The 17,573-nt window shown below is 63.7% G+C and carries 25 protein-coding genes; 14 read left to right on the plus strand and 11 right to left on the minus strand.

From position 1 onward, the window contains the following. Nucleotides 1-259: 259 nt before the first annotated feature. On the minus strand, nt 260-700 hold the full coding sequence (locus BraRD5C2_RS14240; RefSeq protein WP_223969309.1) for a lipid-binding SYLF domain-containing protein: 441 nt from the start codon (nt 698-700) through the stop codon (nt 260-262). Nucleotides 701-959: 259 nt separating this feature from the next. Here BraRD5C2_RS14240 and BraRD5C2_RS14245 point away from each other — a divergent pair, with 259 nt between their 5' ends. Beyond that, entirely contained in the window at nt 960-1,214 is a 255-nt protein-coding gene (locus tag BraRD5C2_RS14245) for a hypothetical protein (RefSeq protein WP_223969310.1), read from the plus strand. 84 nt (nt 1,215-1,298) lie between these two features. On the opposite strand, the gene BraRD5C2_RS14250 is transcribed toward BraRD5C2_RS14245, so the two are convergent. Further along, a complete protein-coding gene (locus BraRD5C2_RS14250; RefSeq protein ID WP_223969312.1) occupies nt 1,299-1,772 on the minus strand; it encodes a hypothetical protein in 474 nt (157 codons plus the stop codon). Nucleotides 1,773-1,896: 124 nt separating this feature from the next. Here BraRD5C2_RS14250 and BraRD5C2_RS14255 point away from each other — a divergent pair, with 124 nt between their 5' ends. Then, nucleotides 1,897-2,664 (plus strand): SDR family NAD(P)-dependent oxidoreductase, encoded by a 768-nt coding sequence (locus BraRD5C2_RS14255; RefSeq protein WP_223969313.1) that lies wholly within the window; start codon nt 1,897-1,899, stop codon nt 2,662-2,664. Between the two features lie 170 nt (nt 2,665-2,834). Continuing rightward, nucleotides 2,835-3,095, plus strand: coding sequence for a helix-turn-helix domain-containing protein (locus BraRD5C2_RS14260; RefSeq protein ID WP_021076090.1), 261 nt, complete (start codon nt 2,835-2,837; stop codon nt 3,093-3,095). Nucleotides 3,096-3,098: 3 nt separating this feature from the next. Here the strand turns inward: BraRD5C2_RS14260 and BraRD5C2_RS14265 are convergent, their stop codons facing one another. Next, entirely contained in the window at nt 3,099-4,076 is a 978-nt protein-coding gene (locus BraRD5C2_RS14265) for a hypothetical protein (RefSeq protein ID WP_223969315.1), read from the minus strand. A 129-nt stretch (nt 4,077-4,205) separates the two neighbouring features. Here BraRD5C2_RS14265 and BraRD5C2_RS14270 point away from each other — a divergent pair, with 129 nt between their 5' ends. Further along, a complete protein-coding gene (locus BraRD5C2_RS14270; RefSeq protein WP_223969316.1) occupies nt 4,206-4,733 on the plus strand; it encodes a collagen-like protein in 528 nt (175 codons plus the stop codon). A gap of 150 nt (nt 4,734-4,883) precedes the next feature. On the opposite strand, the gene BraRD5C2_RS14275 is transcribed toward BraRD5C2_RS14270, so the two are convergent. Then, nucleotides 4,884-5,033 (minus strand): hypothetical protein, encoded by a 150-nt coding sequence (locus BraRD5C2_RS14275; RefSeq protein ID WP_223969317.1) that lies wholly within the window; start codon nt 5,031-5,033, stop codon nt 4,884-4,886. A 97-nt stretch (nt 5,034-5,130) separates the two neighbouring features. After that, nucleotides 5,131-5,397 carry a DUF2277 domain-containing protein gene (locus BraRD5C2_RS14280; protein WP_223969319.1) on the minus strand — a complete coding sequence of 89 codons (267 nt, stop codon included), beginning with the start codon at nt 5,395-5,397 and terminating at the stop codon, nt 5,131-5,133. Nucleotides 5,398-5,516: 119 nt separating this feature from the next. Between BraRD5C2_RS14280 and BraRD5C2_RS14285 the strand changes: the two genes are divergently transcribed. Beyond that, a complete protein-coding gene (locus tag BraRD5C2_RS14285) occupies nt 5,517-5,762 on the plus strand; it encodes a DUF2188 domain-containing protein (protein ID WP_016840968.1) in 246 nt (81 codons plus the stop codon). A 14-nt stretch (nt 5,763-5,776) separates the two neighbouring features. Here BraRD5C2_RS14285 and BraRD5C2_RS14290 read toward each other — a convergent pair whose 3' ends face one another. Beyond that, the gene (locus tag BraRD5C2_RS14290) at nt 5,777-6,466 is read right to left on the minus strand and encodes an ArsR/SmtB family transcription factor (RefSeq protein ID WP_223969320.1); all 690 of its coding nucleotides are present in this window, start codon (nt 6,464-6,466) and stop codon (nt 5,777-5,779) included. Between the two features lie 137 nt (nt 6,467-6,603). Between BraRD5C2_RS14290 and BraRD5C2_RS14295 the strand changes: the two genes are divergently transcribed. The 5 genes from BraRD5C2_RS14295 to BraRD5C2_RS14315 all read left to right on the plus strand — a co-directional run bounded on the left by BraRD5C2_RS14295 (nt 6,604) and on the right by BraRD5C2_RS14315 (nt 9,609). Then, on the plus strand, nt 6,604-7,005 hold the full coding sequence (locus tag BraRD5C2_RS14295) for a nuclear transport factor 2 family protein (RefSeq protein ID WP_223969322.1): 402 nt from the start codon (nt 6,604-6,606) through the stop codon (nt 7,003-7,005). 107 nt (nt 7,006-7,112) lie between these two features. Next, nucleotides 7,113-8,174: an alpha/beta fold hydrolase gene (locus BraRD5C2_RS14300; protein ID WP_223969798.1), complete on the plus strand. Its 1,062-nt coding sequence runs from the start codon at nt 7,113-7,115 to the stop codon at nt 8,172-8,174. Nucleotides 8,175-8,191: 17 nt separating this feature from the next. Further along, nucleotides 8,192-8,539: an MmcQ/YjbR family DNA-binding protein gene (locus BraRD5C2_RS14305; RefSeq protein ID WP_223969323.1), complete on the plus strand. Its 348-nt coding sequence runs from the start codon at nt 8,192-8,194 to the stop codon at nt 8,537-8,539. A gap of 158 nt (nt 8,540-8,697) precedes the next feature. Then, nucleotides 8,698-9,051 carry an invasion associated locus B family protein gene (locus BraRD5C2_RS14310; RefSeq protein ID WP_223969325.1) on the plus strand — a complete coding sequence of 118 codons (354 nt, stop codon included), beginning with the start codon at nt 8,698-8,700 and terminating at the stop codon, nt 9,049-9,051. A 147-nt stretch (nt 9,052-9,198) separates the two neighbouring features. Further along, nucleotides 9,199-9,609, plus strand: a complete 411-nt coding sequence (locus BraRD5C2_RS14315) for a hypothetical protein (RefSeq protein ID WP_223969327.1) — start codon at nt 9,199-9,201, stop codon at nt 9,607-9,609. Between the two features lie 96 nt (nt 9,610-9,705). Here the strand turns inward: BraRD5C2_RS14315 and bfr are convergent, their stop codons facing one another. Continuing rightward, the gene (gene bfr, locus BraRD5C2_RS14320) at nt 9,706-10,194 is read right to left on the minus strand and encodes a bacterioferritin (RefSeq protein WP_163155403.1); all 489 of its coding nucleotides are present in this window, start codon (nt 10,192-10,194) and stop codon (nt 9,706-9,708) included. 226 nt (nt 10,195-10,420) lie between these two features. After that, a complete protein-coding gene (locus BraRD5C2_RS14325) occupies nt 10,421-10,693 on the minus strand; it encodes a (2Fe-2S)-binding protein (RefSeq protein WP_223969799.1) in 273 nt (90 codons plus the stop codon). A gap of 385 nt (nt 10,694-11,078) precedes the next feature. Between BraRD5C2_RS14325 and BraRD5C2_RS14330 the strand changes: the two genes are divergently transcribed. Continuing rightward, nucleotides 11,079-11,384 carry a hypothetical protein gene (locus BraRD5C2_RS14330; RefSeq protein WP_050422015.1) on the plus strand — a complete coding sequence of 102 codons (306 nt, stop codon included), beginning with the start codon at nt 11,079-11,081 and terminating at the stop codon, nt 11,382-11,384. A gap of 237 nt (nt 11,385-11,621) precedes the next feature. After that, nucleotides 11,622-11,906, plus strand: coding sequence for a hypothetical protein (locus BraRD5C2_RS14335; RefSeq protein WP_212311628.1), 285 nt, complete (start codon nt 11,622-11,624; stop codon nt 11,904-11,906). Nucleotides 11,907-11,988: 82 nt separating this feature from the next. On the opposite strand, the gene BraRD5C2_RS14340 is transcribed toward BraRD5C2_RS14335, so the two are convergent. Beyond that, complete coding sequence (locus tag BraRD5C2_RS14340) at nt 11,989-13,221, minus strand: lytic murein transglycosylase (protein WP_223969329.1); 1,233 nt, start codon at nt 13,219-13,221, stop codon at nt 11,989-11,991. Between the two features lie 237 nt (nt 13,222-13,458). Between BraRD5C2_RS14340 and BraRD5C2_RS14345 the strand changes: the two genes are divergently transcribed. Continuing rightward, the gene (locus BraRD5C2_RS14345) at nt 13,459-14,550 is read left to right on the plus strand and encodes a toll/interleukin-1 receptor domain-containing protein (protein WP_223969331.1); all 1,092 of its coding nucleotides are present in this window, start codon (nt 13,459-13,461) and stop codon (nt 14,548-14,550) included. 30 nt (nt 14,551-14,580) lie between these two features. On the opposite strand, the gene BraRD5C2_RS14350 is transcribed toward BraRD5C2_RS14345, so the two are convergent. Both BraRD5C2_RS14350 and ettA read right to left on the minus strand, forming a co-directional pair. Further along, nucleotides 14,581-15,165 (minus strand): TIGR00645 family protein, encoded by a 585-nt coding sequence (locus BraRD5C2_RS14350; protein WP_223969333.1) that lies wholly within the window; start codon nt 15,163-15,165, stop codon nt 14,581-14,583. A 167-nt stretch (nt 15,166-15,332) separates the two neighbouring features. Further along, nucleotides 15,333-16,982 carry an energy-dependent translational throttle protein EttA gene (ettA, locus tag BraRD5C2_RS14355; protein ID WP_223969335.1) on the minus strand — a complete coding sequence of 550 codons (1,650 nt, stop codon included), beginning with the start codon at nt 16,980-16,982 and terminating at the stop codon, nt 15,333-15,335. Between the two features lie 273 nt (nt 16,983-17,255). Between ettA and BraRD5C2_RS14360 the strand changes: the two genes are divergently transcribed. Beyond that, a complete protein-coding gene (locus tag BraRD5C2_RS14360; RefSeq protein WP_223969337.1) occupies nt 17,256-17,498 on the plus strand; it encodes a hypothetical protein in 243 nt (80 codons plus the stop codon). Nucleotides 17,499-17,573: the final 75 nt, after the last annotated feature.

Below are 17,573 nucleotides of genomic sequence, written 5' to 3' on the forward strand. Positions count from 1 at the left end.
TCTGGTCTTTCCTTGGAACACTGAAGCTTCGCAACCTCAGCTTCCTCGGTTCAGACCAGATGGACAACCTCCTGAAAGAGCAAATCTAGCCCCCGTCATCCTGAGGTGCGAGCGAAGCGAGCCTCGAAGGATCGACGGCCCCGCTGGTGGCCGATTCATCCTTCGAGACGGCCGCGTTGCGGCCTCCTCAGGATGACGGGGATGGTCTGAATCCGGCTCGACGATCAGCTGTCGCTCGCGCCGCTCCACACCGTCAACTCTACCGCATCGTGATCGCAAGGCCGCTCAGATCGGCGTTGGCCATCAGGCCGACCTGGTGGCCGGTCAGTTCGAGCACCGCGCCCTTCTGATTAGTCAGCACGATCGCGCGCGCGCCGCGGCCGACGGCAAGGCCCGCGCCGGCCGCGCCGTAGACGCCGGCAACGTCGGACGGACGATTGATGTTGCTGACGCGGCCGCGCAGCACGGTCTTGGAGCCGCCGAACACCAGGCCGTAGTCGAGGCCGCCGGTGGAGAGCCGATAGGAGCGGCCGCGGAACGTCAGCACGCCGCTGCCGCCGGAGCCGCCGATGAACCATCCGGCCTTGTAGATCGTGAGCGTCACGAAGCCGCTGTCGGCACGCGCGGCAGTGGAGAACGCGAGGCCCGTGAAGGCCATCAGTGCGACCAGCGCGGCGCGAAGGGTGAATGAAAGTTTCATGTGCGGTCTCCCCGGGATTTGCTCACGTCGATTTGCTCACGTTGCGACGCCAGCGCGAATCGCAATGCGCCGACTGTAGCAAGCGCGTCGTCAGGCGCAATTTGGCACAGCAGGCGTCCATTGGTGAGGGTAATGCCCGCGGGAACCGCGTTGAACCTGTTCCCGGGGTTGCAACACTCACTGCATGTCCGGGGCGATCGGCCCCTGAGCTCCAGGATTTCCCCGCGGAGCATTCACTTTTTCAAACCGGAGATTTCCCATGCGTCGTCTTGCGATTGCCTGTGCCGCCATGGCCGCCACCGTGTCCGTGCTTGCTGCGGCAAGCCCGGCCAGCGCCACGCCCTATCATCTGATCCGTTGGCAAGACACCGGCTTCTGCCAGATCTGGGACCAGAGCGTTCCGACCACGCCGTGGCCCGCGAACTTCGCCGTCGTCAGCGAGGAGCTGCCGAACTTCGACGCCGCGTTCAGCTACAAGACCGGCCTCCTCAACAACGGCACCTGCTCGTTCTGAGCGCCTCCCCGACCACGCACAGGGCGGACACGCGACAACAGCGCGGCGTCCGCCCTCGTGCTGTCAGCCGCACGCGATCGCGCGTCAGTGGTGCTTGATCAGCGCATCACGCGCGGCGGCGAGTTCGAGGAATGCGGGGCCGTTGCCGCCACCGTCGGGATGCACCGTCTTGGCGGCGCGCTTGAACGCCTGCTGGACCTCGGTCGCGGCGAGGCGGCGGCCGAACGGCAAGCCAAGCAATTGCCGGTAACGCTCTTCCTGCGTCAGCGCCTTCGGCGTCAGGCCACGCCGGCCGAACTGCGGCGCGGACAGCATGTGCAACGCGTCGCTGACGATGCCGAGACGGCGCAGCGCCATCGATCGGGTGCGGCGGTCGGCTGATTTCAGCGCCGCCTGGCGCAGAATCGGCAGCACCTGTGCGGCCGCATGCCGCAGCGTGTCGTCGATGTCGGTGGTGGCGATCTCGGCGATCATCCTGGCCATTTCGCGATAGTCGGGATCAGGCGCAGCGCAGAAGCGCTCGATCGCACCTTTCCAGTGTCTGATATTCGGGTCCATGATCGGTCCGTACTGTCATCCGAATCCGGATAACAGCAACGCGCAAACGCGGCTTGGCGTTTCGGTTGGCGCAGTTTTGAATAGTGTTGTCGGCAACGCTCATAAATCAGAATGAGGAAACACCATGGCCCTTCTCGACAATCACATCGCCGTCATCACGGGTGCAGGCTCAGGCATCGGCCGTGCCATCGCCGCGGGCTACGGCCGCGAGGGTGCGCGCGTGGTGCTGCTCGACATGAACGGCGATGCCGCGGCGGAGGCGGCCAAGGAGATCCGCGACGCCGGCGGCAACGCGGAGAGCTTTGCGCTCGACGTGACCAATCTCGACGCCTGTATCGCGATGGCGAAGCAAATCGCCGACAAGGTGGGACCCGTCTCGATCCTGGTCAACAATGCCGGCATCGCGCGCCGCAACGGCATGCTCGGCGCCGACGAGGCCGTGATCAAGGATTGGGAAGACATCATCTCGATCAATCTCACCGGCGTCTTCAACGTGACGCATTCGTTCCTCGCCCCGCTGCGCAAGAATAAGGGACGCATCGTCAATATCGGTTCGATCCAGTCCTTCGTGCATCTGCGCACGCCGAGCTCGCCGGCCTACACCGCCTCCAAGCACGGCGTGCTCGGCTTCACCAAGGCATTGGCCGCCGAGCTCGGCAAGGACGGCGTGCGCGTCAATGCGATCGGGCCCGGCTTCATCGAGACGCCGCTGAACGAGAAGGTGCGCGCCTCCAATCCCGACCTTGTGAAAGTCTTCATGGACCACACCCCGCTCGGCCGCGCCGGCAAGCCGGAGGACATCGTCGGTCCCGCGATCTTCCTCGCCTCGGACCTCTCGGCCTATGTCTCGGGGTCGATCGTGATGGTCGATGGCGGCTACCGGACACTGTGACCGATGGAACCGCAATCGTGGCGATTTCTGGGTATTTTGCTTACAAAGCAGGGAGTTAGCGGCGCGTTAAGGAATTGTTAACCAAACCGGCACACCGTGGATCTACGGGGTAGTTGGTTTCTCGATGTCTCCGCCTCATCGACGAGGCGGGCGTTGATCGGGAGGAGTTCATGTCTTACGCGTCCACCGTACCGTCGCCGGAAGCACTGCTGCCGTCGCTGGCTCCAAATGAAATCGTCCCATTGCTGATCGGCGCGACTGTCGATGAAGTCGAGCGCGAACTGGTGCTGCAAACACTTGCGCGCTGCGACGGCAACCGCACCCGCGCCGCGCGCGTGCTCGGACTGTCGGTGCGGACGTTGCGGAACAAGATCCGCGAATATTCGGCCGACGGCATCGACGTGCCGCACAGCGAGCACGCCGCGGCGTAGGGATCAGATCGGCAGATCGATCGCAAGACGCCGCCAGCGCGACAATAACACTCTGTCGTCCTCGCCGAGGCAGGGTGCGAGATGCACGTCGGTCGTCGCAGTCCGTTGCAGCGTCTGGCCCACCAGTGCGGTCGCATAACCCCAATAGTCGCGCCGGCCGTTCGGATCCGGCGCGACCAGGGACTTTGCGAGAATCTCGACATAGATCGCCGTCGCGGCTTTGCGCCAGAGCTCACCCGCGCGCAGCTCCGCGGAGGGCGCGCCGGTCCGCGCCTGCCACATCAGCCAGTAGCTCTCCTCTCCGCCGGCCCAATCCGATGACGGCAGCGACGGATCAAGACATGGCGAGCGGCACGCGAGTGGCCGCGCGACGCAGAACACGGAATAGCCGAGCTTGTCGTACCAGCCGACGCGCAGCAATCGGCGGATCCCGTCCTGCTCATCCGCCGCGAGCTGCCGCCTGCCGGTCCGCTCGAGATCGGCGATCATCGCTTCAAGACGATCGTGATCGAATGGCTCGACTTCGAGCACCACGCCGATATTGTGTGGAAACAGCGCATCCAGCATGGCGACCATCTCGCGATAGAACGCGCGCGCCAGGCCGCCGCCGCGCCACGCCGTCGCGATGCCGACGTGGTTGCAGAAGATCAGCTCGCTTGCGTGATCGTAGGTGAAGAAGCCGAGCCCGACCGCGCGCGTGGCGCCGGCGCGCAGAATGAAGCAGCGCGAGTCGAGGCGATAGGACATCTCGTCGCCGCCGACGCTGAAGTGACGCCGTTCGCCGACATCATCCGACAACAGCCAGCGCACGATGTCGTCCGCGCTGTCGCGCTCACTCGCAGGAAACAGCTCCTCATAGACCTCGAGCACACCCGTGCTGCGAAAGGCCGCTTCGTCAAGCACATCGTGCCGCGTCACGACGATGTCGAGCGGTTGCGGTTCGCCCGCGGCTTCGCGGTACATGCCCTCCAGAACCCGCAACGCGCCCTCCGCTGTCATATGCGCATGGAATTATGACTGTTGATCGCTCGCATCGGTGCCGGCGGGCAGAATTGAAGCCGTGCTCCAACCTCTGTTACAAGCGGCTTCAAATCGCGACGGAGCATAGCAGTGGCTGACGAGACAGTTTCCCGCCAGGGGTCACGAGGGGCGCAGGGGCCGCAGGGCCGTCAGGGCGAGCCGGGAAAGCCCGGACCGCAGGGACATCCGGGGCGACCGGGGCCGGAAGGTGCGCGCGGCAAGCCGGGTCCGCAAGGCAAGGCCGGTGTGGTCGGAAAAGCCGGCCCCCAGGGCAAGCCGGGGGCGCAAGGCAAGGCCGGCGTGCAGGGTCCGCGCGGCGAAGCTGGTCAACAGGGCCCGCAGGGTCCGGCCGGCCCGCGTGGTGAAGCCGGCCCGCCCGGCCAATTGCCGTCGATCGAGCAAGTGATGCCGTGGCTGCACATGATCTTCGACGCCTGGGCAGACTACAAGCGCACCAAGGAGCGCGAAGCCGCAGAACTCGCCGAGCGCGATGCCGCCGAGCGCGCGGCAGCCGAGGCGATCGCCCTTGACGTCGACGCGATCGATTTCGCTGAGGATGACGACGAGGACGACGACCACAAGAAAAAGAAGAAGCACCGCAAGAAGGACAAGAAGTAGCCCTTCCTGTCATCACGCGGCGACACGGCCGGCGAAATCCGTGTCGCGCTAAATGCTCAGCGCGCTCGATGCTCACCGCTCGGTGCCCGGATTGGCCGGAGGATCGGACGGCCGGGCGAGCTGCATGAGCTGGAAGAACCAGCGCATCGCTTAGTACCAGGCAACACCCACGAACGCCCCGCAGGCCGACAGGATGACGATGTTGGCGAGGTCGATCGTGCCGCTCGACCACAGCATGCCGCAGGTCCAGAGCACGGCGAACGCAATCGAGCACAATGTGAGCAGGGCGGCAGGCTTCATGGCGTTTGCTCCGGGACCGGGGTGAACGGCCATGATGCCTGGAGGCAAGGCCCCACACCGTGACCTGCATCACGGAATGCGCAGGCTCAGCCTGGCCTCAGCCGAACCGCAGGCGCGAACGCTCCCTCGCCCTCTCCGCCTCCACCTCGCGATCGCGCGCCGGCGACGTGGTCTGCAACGAGATCAGGAGCCTGCGCGCGGCGTCCGAGACCTCGGTCACGGCGAGGTTGAAGGCGGCCTCATTGGCCTGCGACGGCTTGTTGAAGCCGGACAGTTTGCGCACGAACTGCAGCGCGGAAGCGTGGATCTCGTCCTCGGTGGCGGGCGGCTCGAAGTTGAACAGCGTCTTGATATTGCGGCACATGTCGGTCTCCCTCGCCCGCATCTCGGGGCTTGCGTCTCAAAGACGATCGGCTGCTGCAAAATACGACATCGTGGTCTATTCTGGCAGCCTCATCGTCCACGATGGAAACGAGGTTCCGGATGAGCCACGTGATCTACAAGGTTGTCCAGCACGATGGCGGCTGGGCCTATACCGTCAACGGAGTGTTCTCGGAACCGTTTCCAACCCATGCCGCGGCGCTTGCCGCCGCCCGGCGCGCCGCCAATGAGCAGCGCGTTCCCGGGCGCACCGAGGCGATCCAGTACGAGACGTCGGACGGCAAATGGCTGACCGAAACCGCCTCCGGCAATGACCGCCCGGAGACCGAGGTCGAGGACGGCCGCTAGCACCGTGCGCGGGTTCAGAACGGAACCTGCACGCCGAGCCGGTCGAAGAACGCCCGCCCCTGGTCGGTGATCCGCAGCGCGCGCGGAATCCGATGCGGCGCGACGCCGCGCATCGCGACCAGCCGCGCCAGCACGGCATTGGCGAACGGACCGGCGAGATGCGGCACGCGCTCGGTCCAGTCATTGCAGAGCCGCAGATGCGGCTGCCGCGCCGGATCGAAATCGATCTCTTCGGCGCGGCACCAGGCCAGCCCCTGCTCCGTTACGCGACCATCGCGGCCCTCGATGATGACGAGGCGGCGGCGCACCAGCGCATTCGACAGCAACACGCCGAGCTGGCCCGCCAAATGATGGTAGCAGGTGCGCGATTGCCTGAGCTGCTCGGCGGGCATCGCGCGCTTGCGCCCGGCAGTGGCCTTCGTTGCAAGATCGACCAGGTTCTCGATCAGCGCCGCGACATCATCGTCCCTGATCCGGTAGTATCTGAACCTGCCCTGGGCCCACACCGACAGCACGCGCGCATCCACCAGCTTCTGCAGATGCGCACTGGCGCCTTGCGGCGAAATGCCGGCCACCGCAGCGAGCTCGCCGGCCGGCAGCGCCTTGCCGTCGGCCAGCGCGCTGACCATGGCCTCGCGCACCGGATCGCCCAATGCCTCGGCGATCCGCGAAAATCCCGTCTGCACGGATTGGGATGATCTCACCGCATCGTCCTCCGGATCGCGCAACAACGTCCTATCCGCATTCACCGTGCCGTGAAACTCATTTCAGTTTTACCTGAAACGTCGCGACGGCCTCTTCCGATCAAATCGGCGCCATCGGACGAACACAGGGAACAATCATGGCAGCCGACAATACCGACGCGGAACGCATCTACAAACTCTGGGACGAGGCCCTCGGCAACAAGGACCTCGAGGCAGCGTTGGCGCTTTATGCGCCCGATGCCTCGATCGAAAGCCCGCTGGTCCAGCACCTGATGCAGACCAAGGACGGGATCGTGCGGGGCCGCGAGGCGCTGCGCGAGTTCATCACGCGCGTGTTCCGCACCAACCCGCCGCAGCGACGGCGCTTCAAGCAAGGCTTCTTCAGCGACGGCCGAATTCTCACCTGGGAATATCCGCGCCAGTCTCCGGACGGCGATCAGATGGATCTCGTCGAGGTCATGGAGATCAAGGATGGTCTGATCCAGCGTCACCGGGTCTATTGGGGATGGTATGCGCTGAACGTGCTGAGGGCGAGCTGAACACATCTTCGCCAGCCACGCGGCGCAGCGCTCGGACAACGCTTTGCGTCATGCTAGACCTGCGCCTGAGCGGCTGGACAAACATGCCGTGCATGGGAAGAAGCATGATGTTCCGTTGGTGCGCGGCGCTTGTGGCCGCTTTCGTTTCGATGTCGGTACCGGCCATGGCTGCAGATTATCCCGCGCCGCAGGATGGCGAGTGGATCGCAAAGGACTTCAAGTTCCACAGCGGCGAGGTGATGCCGGAGCTACGGCTGCACTACACCACGGTCGGCGCGCCGACCGGGCAGCCGGTGCTGGTGCTGCACGGCTCCGGCGGCTCGGCGGCCAGCATGCTGACGCCGACCTTTGCCGGCCAGCTGTTCGGCCCGGGTCAGCCGCTTGATGCTGCGAAATACTACATCATCATCCCCGACGGCATCGGGCACGGCAAATCGTCGAAGCCGTCGGATGCGATGCGGACAAGCTTTCCAAGATACGACTACGACGACATGGTCGACGCGCAGTACCGGCTGGTCACCGAAGGGCTCGGCATCAGGCACCTGCGGCTCGTGATCGGCAATTCGATGGGCGGCATGCACACCTGGATCTGGGGCGTACGCTATCCGCAGATGATGGACGCCCTGGTGCCGATGGCTTCGCAACCGACGGCGATGGCGGCGCGCAACTGGATCCTGCGCCGGACGATGCTGGAAACAATTCGCAACGATCCCGATTACAATGGCGGCAACTACACCAGCCAGCCGAGGATGATGAAATACGCCATCGCCGCCTATCGCTTCGCGAGCGCCGGCGGCACGCTCGGCTACCAGACGCTGGCGCCGTCAGCGCCGCAGGCCGACAAGATGGTCGATGACCAGCTGGCATTGCCGGTCACCGCAGACGCCAATGATTACATCTATCAATGGGAAGCCTCGCACGACTACGATCCGTCGGCGGGACTGGAGAAGATCGAGGCCACTTTGCTTGCGATCAACGCGGCCGACGATGAGCGCAATCCGCCGGAGACCGGCGTCACCGAGGCGGCGGTGAAGCGGATCAAGAACGGCAAGATTGATCTGATTCCGGCGAGCAGCGAAACACGCGGCCACCTCACGACCGGCGATGCCAAATTCTATGCCAGGCAATTGCAGGAGCTGCTGCAGACGGCGCCGCAACACACGATGTAGCGATCGGGATCGAGGCGATGTCCGCAAGTCGCTTCCGCAATGTCGCGCTGAGCCTGCCCGAGGGGATCGAGGGCGCGCATCACGGCACCGCCGACTTCCGCGTCGGCAACCGCATCTTCGCGACGCTCGGCTATCCCGACAAGGATTGGGGCATGGTGAAGCTGACGCCGGAGCAACAGGCTGTCGTGGTCGAGGCCGAGCCGGAAATCTTCCGGCCGGTGCCGGGCGGCTGGGGCAAGAGCGGCAGCACCAATGTCCGCCTCGCCAAAGCCGATCAGGTCACGTTGCGCAGCGCGCTCACAATGGCCCGCGACAATATCGCGGCAAAGCCTGCGAAGAAGGCACGCGCGAAGAAACCCGCCTGAGCGCGGCGATCCCGCACTGCATCACAGACAACAGCGCTGTCTCGCTGATTCTTTGGGCATGCATCTCGTGCGCGGTTCGTGCCTAATTGCACCAACATCGGATTCGCGCGCGAGACGATGCGCGCGTGTCACGCACAAGGTTGTCGCGGAGGGATGCGATGCGAAGGCTCACGCATGGCGCGATGCTTGCGTGGCTCGCCATGACGGCGGGCGCAGCGCTGGCGTTCGACAACGGCCAATACGACAACGTGCCATCAGATATCCGCGCCTGGTTCAAGAGCGTGATCGCGCCGAACGGCGTGCCGTGCTGCGATATCTCCGACGGCCATCGCACGAGCTATGACGTTCGGGGCGGCACCTATTGGGTGCCGATCGAGGGCGAATGGATGATGGTGCCGGAGCGCGCGATCATCCGCGATCGCGGCAATCCGGTCGGCGAGGCAGTGGTGTGGTACGTGCACCACCGCGGCAACATCATCATCAGCTGCTTCGTTCCAGCAGACGCGGTCTGAGGCGCCGCCACGCAGTCGCGCCAATTTGAAACAGATACCTCCTGTTAACCTTACTTTTTAACCAATAATTAAGGATGAGTTTGCGGGCGCCCTCAGGCGCGGCCTAGCGTCTGCACAATGCTCCGTAACCGCGAGTTGGTGCCGGCCATGACTGATCGAACATATGGGGCGCTGATGGCGTCCATCGGCGTTGCAGCACTGCTGCTCGCTTCCTCGACCGCGACCTATGCAAGATCCGGAACGGCGCCGCGCGGCACGTTTTCCGCGCACCATCCGGCCTTCCGTCATCATGTGCGCGCGCCCGGCATCGTGTTGCCGGACGCGGGTGGATACTATGATGGCGCGGCGGACGTTCCCTTCGCCGCCGCGGTCCCGGCCCCGGCGTCGAACGACGTTCGCTACACTTACACTCAGGACGTGCCCTGGGATTGGGCGCATCGATATCCGCCGGCCGTGGTGCCGTCGGATCGCCCCTATGTGTCGAGTTGCCCCACCGAGAGCGTGACAGTGCCCGGCCGCGACGGCGATCGCACCATCAACATCACCCGCTGCTACTGACCGATCACTCGCTCCGGATCGCGAAAACGAAAGAGGCCGCCCGCACGGACGGCCTCTCGCATTTTTGCCGACGCGCTTCGATCAGCGCGACGTCGATCAGGACTCCTCGCCCTTCAGATGACCGACGTGCTTCTGGGTGTAGAGCTCAAGACCGATGCGCTTGATCAGGTCGAGCTGGGTCTCGAGGAAGTCGATGTGGTCTTCCTCGTCCTTCATCAGCCTCTCGAACAGGTCGCGGCTGACATAGTCCTTGACGCCGTGGCAGTAGGTCGCCGCTTCCTGATAGAGCGTGCGGGCGCCGATCTCGGCAGCCAGGTCACACTCGATGATCTCCTTGACGTCCTGGCCGATCTTCAGGGGATCGAGCACCTGCAGGTTCGGGAAGCCGTCGAGGAACAGGATGCGGTCGACGAATTTGTCGGCGTGCTCCATCTCCTCGATGGACTCCTTGCGCCAGACCTTGGCCATCTCCAGGAGGCCCCAATTGTTGAGCATCCGGTAGTGCAGCCAATACTGATTGATGGCGGTCAGTTCGCTGCGCAGCCCCTTGTTCAGATAATCGATGACCTTCGGGTCGCCTTGCATGATCCACTCCACCTGTCGCGGCCAAAACCGGCCAGCACTGAATTTAGAACGCTTCTAAATCAGATTGCCGGTGAGAGCAACCCTTCGCGGAAGCAGCGCGTGGATAACCGGATTTGGGGGATTTGCGGAGGCAGAGCGTTTCCGGCGGCGTGGCAGCCGGATCGCATGAAGAAAACGCGTTGAAACGGGTAGCTTCGGTTCTGCGTCGATCAGAACCGAAAATGGCTTAGCAGGCCGCGAGCGCGAATTCGGCCGGCTCGGCGTCTTCGTTGGCGGCGTGCGGATGGCCGCTGTGGGGGCAACCCGAGCAGCAGGCCTTGGCGCAAGGGCCAAGCGCCTCGTCGATGATCGCCTTGATGGTGCGCGCGCAGCGACCGCATTCGGCGCTACAGCCGAGGCAGCCATAAACCTGCTTTGCGCTTCGTGTCACAGACTCGCCGCCATTGACGGCATTGCGGACATCGTGGTCGCTGAGGACGTTACAGGAACAGACAATCATCAGATGAGGCGGGTCCAACGGGTGATGCTCGCCAATATGGATATTGTCGACCCCGGCCGGATGCAAAAGGAAAAAGCCGTTTTTGTAGCAATTCCAAACTGATGCAAGATTCATATTGGAATGAATCTAAATCGGTTGGCCCCGCCTTTCGGGAATAAGAGACCCGTCAGGCCAGTCTACCGGGCCAATCCGGGCTTCCATCGCCACACGCACTGGTTCACTGCGGCTACGAGCTTGTGCGTTGCAAGATATGCCAAAAGCTGCAAGCATTTGGACGCGAATACGGCAGCGTCGTTCATTGATCATTCAAGCGGAATATGGAACCCTCAGGGCGAGACAGATCGCCCACGTACGCTGTCCCTGCTCCCGTGAGAAAGGTGAGGTCATGAAGAAGACATTGCTGGCGCTTTGCGCCGCCGCCACTCTGGCGGTTTCGGCTGTGGCGGTGCCCGCCCCCGCCCAGGCACAACGCGGTGTCGCCGCTGGCGTCGCTGCGGGATTGATCGGTGGCGCCATCGTCGGTGGCGCGATCGCTTCGCAGAACGGCTACTACGGTCCGGGCTATGGCTACTACGCGCCCGGTCCGGCCTATGTCGCCGAGCCCGGTTACGGTCCCGATTGCTTCTGGCAGCGCCAGCGGTTCTGGGACGGCTACACCTGGCGCGTTCGCCGAGTCCGCGTTTGCGATTGATCGCCGTTCATCTCGATTAATTCGAACCAGATGTCCCGGAAAACCGACTGTTTGTCCGGGACATCTGCTGTAGAAGGCCAGAAAAAACCGCTTTTCTGCGCGATGAGCCTGCCGACGTTTACTTTCGGTTGACTGTTCTGCGCTGTTTAGCAAGACAGCAGTTCGAGATCAGCGTGTGAGTCACCTAAAACCTGGCGCCGAACCACGACGCCACCACCCTCCAGGAGAGCCAAAGACATGAAGAAGACTTTAGCTGCCCTTGTCGCCGTTACCACGCTTGCCGGTTCGCTGGCGGTTGCTCCGGCTGCCAAGGCTGGTGACGGCGGGGCCATCGCGGCCGGCGTTGCCGGTGGCCTGATCGGCGGCGCCCTGCTCGGCGGCGCGATCGCAGGCGCCCGTCCTGCTCCGGTCTATGTTGCACCGGCACCGACCTACGTCGAAGAAGCTCCGTGCCGCTGGGTTCGTGAGCGCTTCTGGGACGGCTACGGCTGGCGCTTCCGTCGCATCCAGGTTTGCGACTGATCGATCGACGCTATCAGCATCACACTCGAAAACCCGGCCTTGCGGCCGGGTTTTTGTTTTCGTCACCAGGCAGGCTTGGTAATCAGCGCTGCCCGTTCATCGCGCGCAGCACCGCCTCGCTCGGCCAGCAATCGACCTTGAGCCCGGCCTGCTTCTGATAGGCGCCGAGCGCGGCGCGGGTCTGCATCCCGGCCTTGCCGTCGAGCTTGTCCTTGTAGAGCCCGATCTTCGTCAGCTGCTGCTGCATCGCCTCGACGTCGGCAGAACGCAGCTGCTTCGACGCCGACCATGGCGTCGCGAACGGCTGCGGGCTCGTCATGCGGTCGGCGAGATGGCCGACGAACAGCACATAGAGGTCGGAGAAATTGTATTCCTTGATCACGAAGTAGTTCGGCGTGGTCAGGAAGGCCGGACCGTAGATGCCTTCCGGCTGCAGCAGCGAGGCCGATTGCGCCTGCTCGGTGGCGCTGAGCCTCACGCCGCGCACCGGCACGAAGCCTGCCCGCAGCCACTGGCTGATCGGTTTGGTCACTTCGGGGACACCTATCGTGCAATCGGCATTGGCGGGTGCTGTGACCTCGTAGGCCCAGCGCACGCCGGGCTGCCAGCCCTTGTTGACGAGCTGTTGCGCGGCGGAGGCGAGCGCGTCGGGCACCGAGTGCCAGATGTCCACCTTGCCGTCGCCGTCGAGGTCGACGCCGTGCTTGTAATATTCCGACGGCAGGAACTGGGTGTAGCCGGTCGCCCCCGCCCACGACGAGCGCAGCTCCTTGCGCGTCACGGCGCCCTCGCCGAGGATCTTCAGTGCGAGGATGAACTCGGTGCGGTACTGATCCTTGCGGCGGCCGACATAGGCCTGCGTCGCCACCACGCGCAGCGTGTCGTAGGGCAGTGAATAGCGGCCGTAGTCGGTCTCGCGGCCCCAGATCGCCAGCACGATGGTGGGGGGAACGCCGAACCGCTTCTCGATCGCGTCGAGCGACGGACGATACTTCTGCAGCAGCCGCTGCCCCTCGGTGGCGAGCCGCGCGATCGAGGCTTCCTTGATGTAGTCGGCCGGCACCTGCACGAACTCGGCCTGCGCCGGCGCGCCGGTCTTCGGGCGTCCGGGAAGGATCAGGTCAGGCAGCTTGTAGTCGGGCTCGAGCCCGCGCGTCTCGCGATCGAAGGTTTCGCGCGATACGCCGGCCGCCTTGGCTTCCGGCCACAGCGAGGCGATGAACTGGGTGAACGCGGCGTCGGCGGCGGATGCGGGCCGTTGCAGCGGCGCACACAGCAGCACCGCGCATGCGACGATGGTGGCTGGCCATTTCATGATCGATCTCACCTGGTGTCCCGAATCCGAATATCATTCGCCGCACCTTCGGAGCGAACTTCAGATTCGATAAGGACACTAGCAAACTTATGATTCCAGTGTGCTTTATGAATGCGAAGTTCGTGAAGCGGCTGCCGCGAAATCGCACGAACTTCGCATTCAGCACACTGGCGGAAACAGGCATTGCAACGTGGATTCGGCAATGTCAGAATTCAATTCTGGGTGGTAAGTTTTGCCATGCGCATATTTTTGTCATTTCCCTCCGAACTGGAATCGCAGGCTGACAACATCGCTCAGTCCCTGCGCAATTGCGACCATGACGTTTTCTTTTCGCACGACGATCTCCCGCCGGGCGACAGTTTCGATGCGCGCGTCGAAAAAGCCATCGAAAGCAGCGATTTTATGGTGTTCCTGATCAGCCCGGAATCGGTGACCAAGGGACGCTACACCTTGAGCGAGCTCGCCTTTGCCCGAGCCAAATGGCCGAACCCGAGCAACCGCGTGCTGCCGGTGATGATGGCGCCGACCCCGCTCGACCAGGTTCCGGCCTATCTCAAGGCGGTCACGATCCTGGAGCCGCAGGGCAGCGCCGCCGCCGAGACGCGGGCCGCGGTGGACCGCATGCTGGCGGCCGAGAGCGCGCAGTCGCGCGGCCGACCGAATTTGCCTTTCCTCGTGCTGGCGCTTGCGTCCGCCGTCGTGTGCAGCCTGGTCGCGACCTATGCGCTCAACGTCCTGCAATATTCGTTCGTCGTCTCAGACGCGGGCGGGATCACGATCCTGCCAGGGGTGATCTTCGGCGCGGCGATCGCCGCCTGCAATGTCGTGTTCGGCGCCAAGGACCGGTTTCAACTGGCGCTGGTGGTCGCCATCACGACCGCGGCATGGATCGCGGCCTATGATGCCAGCGCCGTCACGCTTCAGGCGCTCGGCCAGTACGCGAAGACCGTCCCAGTCGACGGCAATGCCGCGAGCCCGGCCCAGATCACCGAGACGCTCGGCAACAACCCGTTGATGGGTTATCTGATCGGCGGCATCGGCGGCGCGGTGGGCGGAGCGATCACCATTCTCGGCGTGCTCCTGACCAACCCCGCGTTCAGGCGGATCGACAGCGTCGTGGTGACCTGGATCGCAGCCATCGCGGCCGGAACCATTTACGGTGCAATCGTCAGGCTGCCGACCTTGCTGGGCTGGCTGGTGCTGTTCGGCGTCTGGCAGACCGCGTTCATCCTTGCTATGGCCCGCGGATTTCCGCGCGGCGCGGCGCAGATCCCCGAATGGCTTGGAAGATCCGCGCCGGCATTGTTTGGCCAGCGCGCCGCGCGATGACGCCGCGCCAGCCATTAGTCGTTGTCCTGGCTAGTGCCCGGACTGCTGCTTGGCGCCCTCGATCGAGTCGTTCGACAGCTTGTCGACGAGGGCGATGCCGATGGCCGACAGGATGAAGACGCAGTGGATGATGGTCTGCCACATCACGCCGGTCTCGGTGTACGTGCTCTTGCCGGACGACAGCGCGCCGGCCTCGATGAAGGTGCGCAGCAGGTGGATCGAGGAGATGCCGATGATCGCCATCGCCAGCTTGATCTTCAGCACGCTGGCATTGACGTGGCTGAGCCATTCCGGTTCATCCGGATGCCCCTGCAGATTGAGGCGGGAGACGAAGGTCTCATAGCCGCCGACGATCACCATCACCAGCAGGTTCGAGATCATGACGACGTCGATCAAGCCGAGAACGGCCAGCATGATCTGCTGCTCGCTGAAATCGAAGGCATGGGCGAACAGGTGCCACAGCTCCTTCAGGAACAGCACGACATAGACGCCCTGGGCGATGATCAGGCCGACATAGAGCGGCAATTGCAGCCAGCGCGATCCGAAGATCAGCATGGGAACGGGACGCAGCGACCGGCCCTTGGAGCGGGCGGGCGCGTCTGATAGTGCGGACATGTCGGGGTGCTCGCGGAATTGAGAAATTGCGGAGCGCTCTATCTACGCAATCCCGCGCGCTTGAAAAGCGACAACTGGCCGCAGATTTGCGCCGCGATACCGTCATGATCCTGCAAAGAGGAACAGCCGAACGCGGCGCGATGGCCGCGTTCGACTGCTTTGACCGATCAGCGCGTCAGCTTCTTGTACTTCACGCGGTGCGGGATGATGCTGTCCTGGCCGAGGCGGCGCATCTTGTCCTTTTCGTAATCCTGGAAGTTGCCTTCGAACCATTCGACGTGGCTGTCGCCCTCGAAGGCCAGGATGTGGGTCGCGATGCGGTCGAGGAACCAGCGATCATGGCTGATGATGACGGCACAACCGGCAAAATCCTCCAGCGCCTCTTCCAGCGCACGCAGCGTGTCGACGTCGAGGTCGTTGGTCGGTTCGTCGAGCAGCAGCACGTTGGCGCCCGACTTCAGCATCTTGGCGAGATGCACGCGGTTGCGTTCACCGCCCGACAGCGCGCCGACCTTCTTCTGCTGGTCGGCGCCCTTGAAGTTGAACGACGAGCAATAGCCGCGCGAGTTGACTTCCTTCTTGCCGAGCAGGATCAGCTCGTTGTTGCCTGAGATCTCCTCCCACACCGTCTTCTTGCCGTCGAGCGCGTCGCGCGACTGGTCGACATAGCCGAGATGCACGCTCTCGCCGACGGTGATGGAGCCCTTGTCGGGCTCCTCCTGCTTGGTGATCATCCTGAACAGCGTGGTCTTGCCGGCGCCGTTGGCACCGATCACACCGACGATGCCGCCCGGCGGCAGCTTGAAGGTGAGATCGTCGATCAGCATGCGGTCGCCAAAACCCTTGCTGAGGCCTTCGAAGTCCACCACGTTCTGGCCGAGACGCTCGGCGACCGGAATCGTGATCTGCGCGGTCTGGGTCTGCTTTTCGCTGGCCTGCTTCAGCAGGTCCTCATAGCGCTGATAGCGCGCCTTCGACTTGGCCTGGCGTGCCTTGGGGGACGACGCAATCCACTCCTGTTCGCGTGCCAGCGTCTTCTGGTGGGCGGCGTCTTCGCGGCCCTCCTGCTCTAGCCGCTTCTGCTTCTGCACCAGCCAGGACGAGTAGTTGCCCTCGTAAGGAATGCCGCGGCCGCGGTCGAGCTCGAGGATCCAGCTCGTGACATTGTCGAGGAAGTAGCGATCGTGGGTCACGATCAGGATCGCGCCGGGATAGTTGCGCAGATGGCCTTCGAGCCATGACACCGACTCGGCGTCGAGATGGTTGGTCGGTTCGTCCAGCAGCAGCAATTCCGGCTGGTCGAGCAGCAAACGGCACAGTGCGACGCGGCGGCGCTCACCGCCCGACAGCTTTGTGACATCGGCATCGTCCGGCGGGCAGCGCAGCGCGTCCATCGCCTGGTCGACCTTGCTGTCGAGATCCCACAGGCCCTGCGCCTCGATCTCGTCCTGCAGCTTGGTCATCTCGTCGGCGGTCTCGTCCGAATAATTGACCGCGAGCTCGTTGTAGCGGTCGAGGATCGCCTTCTGCTTGGCGACGCCGAGCATGACGTTCTCACGGACGTTGAGTGCGGGATCGAGGTGCGGCTCCTGCTCGAGATAGCCGACGCGGGCGCCCTCGGCGACCCAGGCCTCGCCGTTATATTCCTTGTCGAGGCCGGCCATGATCTTGAGCAGCGTCGACTTGCCCGAGCCATTGACGCCGAGCACGCCGATCTTGGCGTCCGGATAGAAGCTCAGATGGATGTTATCGAGCACCTTGCGGGTCGGATACGCCTTGGTCAGACCCTGCATGAAATAGATGAACTGGCGAGCCATCCGCTGTCCCTGGAATTGATCCGATTTAAAGGAAATTTTGCTGCCGCCGATGTAACGGCCGGCCCCCGAAAGCGCAACCGCAGGGCGGTTGTTTTCCATCCGTTCACCACGTTCCGTCCATTCGCCACGGGTGATTACGGGTTCGACACCATGTGCGCGCCGAATCACGACAATGGAAACCATCTTTTAATAAATCAGGCCAAAACTCGTCTCCAACGCCGAAAAACGGCGATTTTCGCGGCAGAACCGCGACCAAACAGTTGAGGCCACGTCATGGCTACCATCATTTCAGCACCTCTTTCGCGCTCCACGACCAAACGCGAGGCGACGCTGTTCGCCGAATTCAGCGCCTTCTGGCGGGCTTTCGTTGCCAAGGCTTTCCATCCCTACCGGCCGGAACTGCACTATATGCGCGGCCCGGGTCCGGCCTGCCGTGCCAAGCAGATGGCGCTGTCGCCGGCCGTCCGCTCGATGCTCGTCGATATCCGCACCGCGAAGACGCGCAAGCCATCCTGAGCCGCGTGACAATCGCCGCATTTTGAACCTGCGGCCGCTTGCGCGCCTGCCGATTGCGCGCGACCATCCGGGTCT

The sequence above is a fragment of the Bradyrhizobium sp. RD5-C2 genome (assembly GCF_019972155.1).
In the GTDB taxonomy this organism is placed as follows: Bacteria; Pseudomonadota; Alphaproteobacteria; order Rhizobiales; family Xanthobacteraceae; genus Bradyrhizobium.

Bases quoted from the DNA above. Each gene is read 5' to 3' on its own strand.
- BraRD5C2_RS14325 (WP_223969799.1), bottom strand. From the start codon at position 10,693: ATGATTGTCTGTTCCTGTAACGTCCTCAGCGACCACGATGTCCGCAAT.
- bfr (WP_163155403.1), bottom strand. From the start codon at position 10,194: ATGCAAGGCGACCCGAAGGTCATCGATTATCTGAACAAGGGGCTGCGC.
- BraRD5C2_RS14245 (WP_223969310.1), top strand. From the start codon at position 960: ATGCGTCGTCTTGCGATTGCCTGTGCCGCCATGGCCGCCACCGTGTCC.
- BraRD5C2_RS14255 (WP_223969313.1), top strand. From the start codon at position 1,897: ATGGCCCTTCTCGACAATCACATCGCCGTCATCACGGGTGCAGGCTCA.
- BraRD5C2_RS14330 (WP_050422015.1), top strand. From the start codon at position 11,079: ATGAAGAAGACATTGCTGGCGCTTTGCGCCGCCGCCACTCTGGCGGTT.
- BraRD5C2_RS14360 (WP_223969337.1), top strand. From the start codon at position 17,256: ATGGCTACCATCATTTCAGCACCTCTTTCGCGCTCCACGACCAAACGC.
- ettA (WP_223969335.1), bottom strand. From the start codon at position 16,982: ATGGCTCGCCAGTTCATCTATTTCATGCAGGGTCTGACCAAGGCGTAT.
- BraRD5C2_RS14280 (WP_223969319.1), bottom strand. From the start codon at position 5,397: ATGTGCCGCAATATCAAGACGCTGTTCAACTTCGAGCCGCCCGCCACC.
- BraRD5C2_RS14315 (WP_223969327.1), top strand. From the start codon at position 9,199: ATGACTGATCGAACATATGGGGCGCTGATGGCGTCCATCGGCGTTGCA.
- BraRD5C2_RS14260 (WP_021076090.1), top strand. From the start codon at position 2,835: ATGTCTTACGCGTCCACCGTACCGTCGCCGGAAGCACTGCTGCCGTCG.
- BraRD5C2_RS14305 (WP_223969323.1), top strand. From the start codon at position 8,192: ATGTCCGCAAGTCGCTTCCGCAATGTCGCGCTGAGCCTGCCCGAGGGG.
- BraRD5C2_RS14295 (WP_223969322.1), top strand. From the start codon at position 6,604: ATGGCAGCCGACAATACCGACGCGGAACGCATCTACAAACTCTGGGAC.
- BraRD5C2_RS14240 (WP_223969309.1), bottom strand. From the start codon at position 700: ATGAAACTTTCATTCACCCTTCGCGCCGCGCTGGTCGCACTGATGGCC.
- BraRD5C2_RS14350 (WP_223969333.1), bottom strand. From the start codon at position 15,165: ATGTCCGCACTATCAGACGCGCCCGCCCGCTCCAAGGGCCGGTCGCTG.
- BraRD5C2_RS14335 (WP_212311628.1), top strand. From the start codon at position 11,622: ATGAAGAAGACTTTAGCTGCCCTTGTCGCCGTTACCACGCTTGCCGGT.
- BraRD5C2_RS14345 (WP_223969331.1), top strand. From the start codon at position 13,459: ATGCGCATATTTTTGTCATTTCCCTCCGAACTGGAATCGCAGGCTGAC.
- BraRD5C2_RS14285 (WP_016840968.1), top strand. From the start codon at position 5,517: ATGAGCCACGTGATCTACAAGGTTGTCCAGCACGATGGCGGCTGGGCC.
- BraRD5C2_RS14310 (WP_223969325.1), top strand. From the start codon at position 8,698: ATGCGAAGGCTCACGCATGGCGCGATGCTTGCGTGGCTCGCCATGACG.
- BraRD5C2_RS14250 (WP_223969312.1), bottom strand. From the start codon at position 1,772: ATGGACCCGAATATCAGACACTGGAAAGGTGCGATCGAGCGCTTCTGC.
- BraRD5C2_RS14275 (WP_223969317.1), bottom strand. From the start codon at position 5,033: ATGAAGCCTGCCGCCCTGCTCACATTGTGCTCGATTGCGTTCGCCGTG.
- BraRD5C2_RS14300 (WP_223969798.1), top strand. From the start codon at position 7,113: ATGTTCCGTTGGTGCGCGGCGCTTGTGGCCGCTTTCGTTTCGATGTCG.
- BraRD5C2_RS14340 (WP_223969329.1), bottom strand. From the start codon at position 13,221: ATGAAATGGCCAGCCACCATCGTCGCATGCGCGGTGCTGCTGTGTGCG.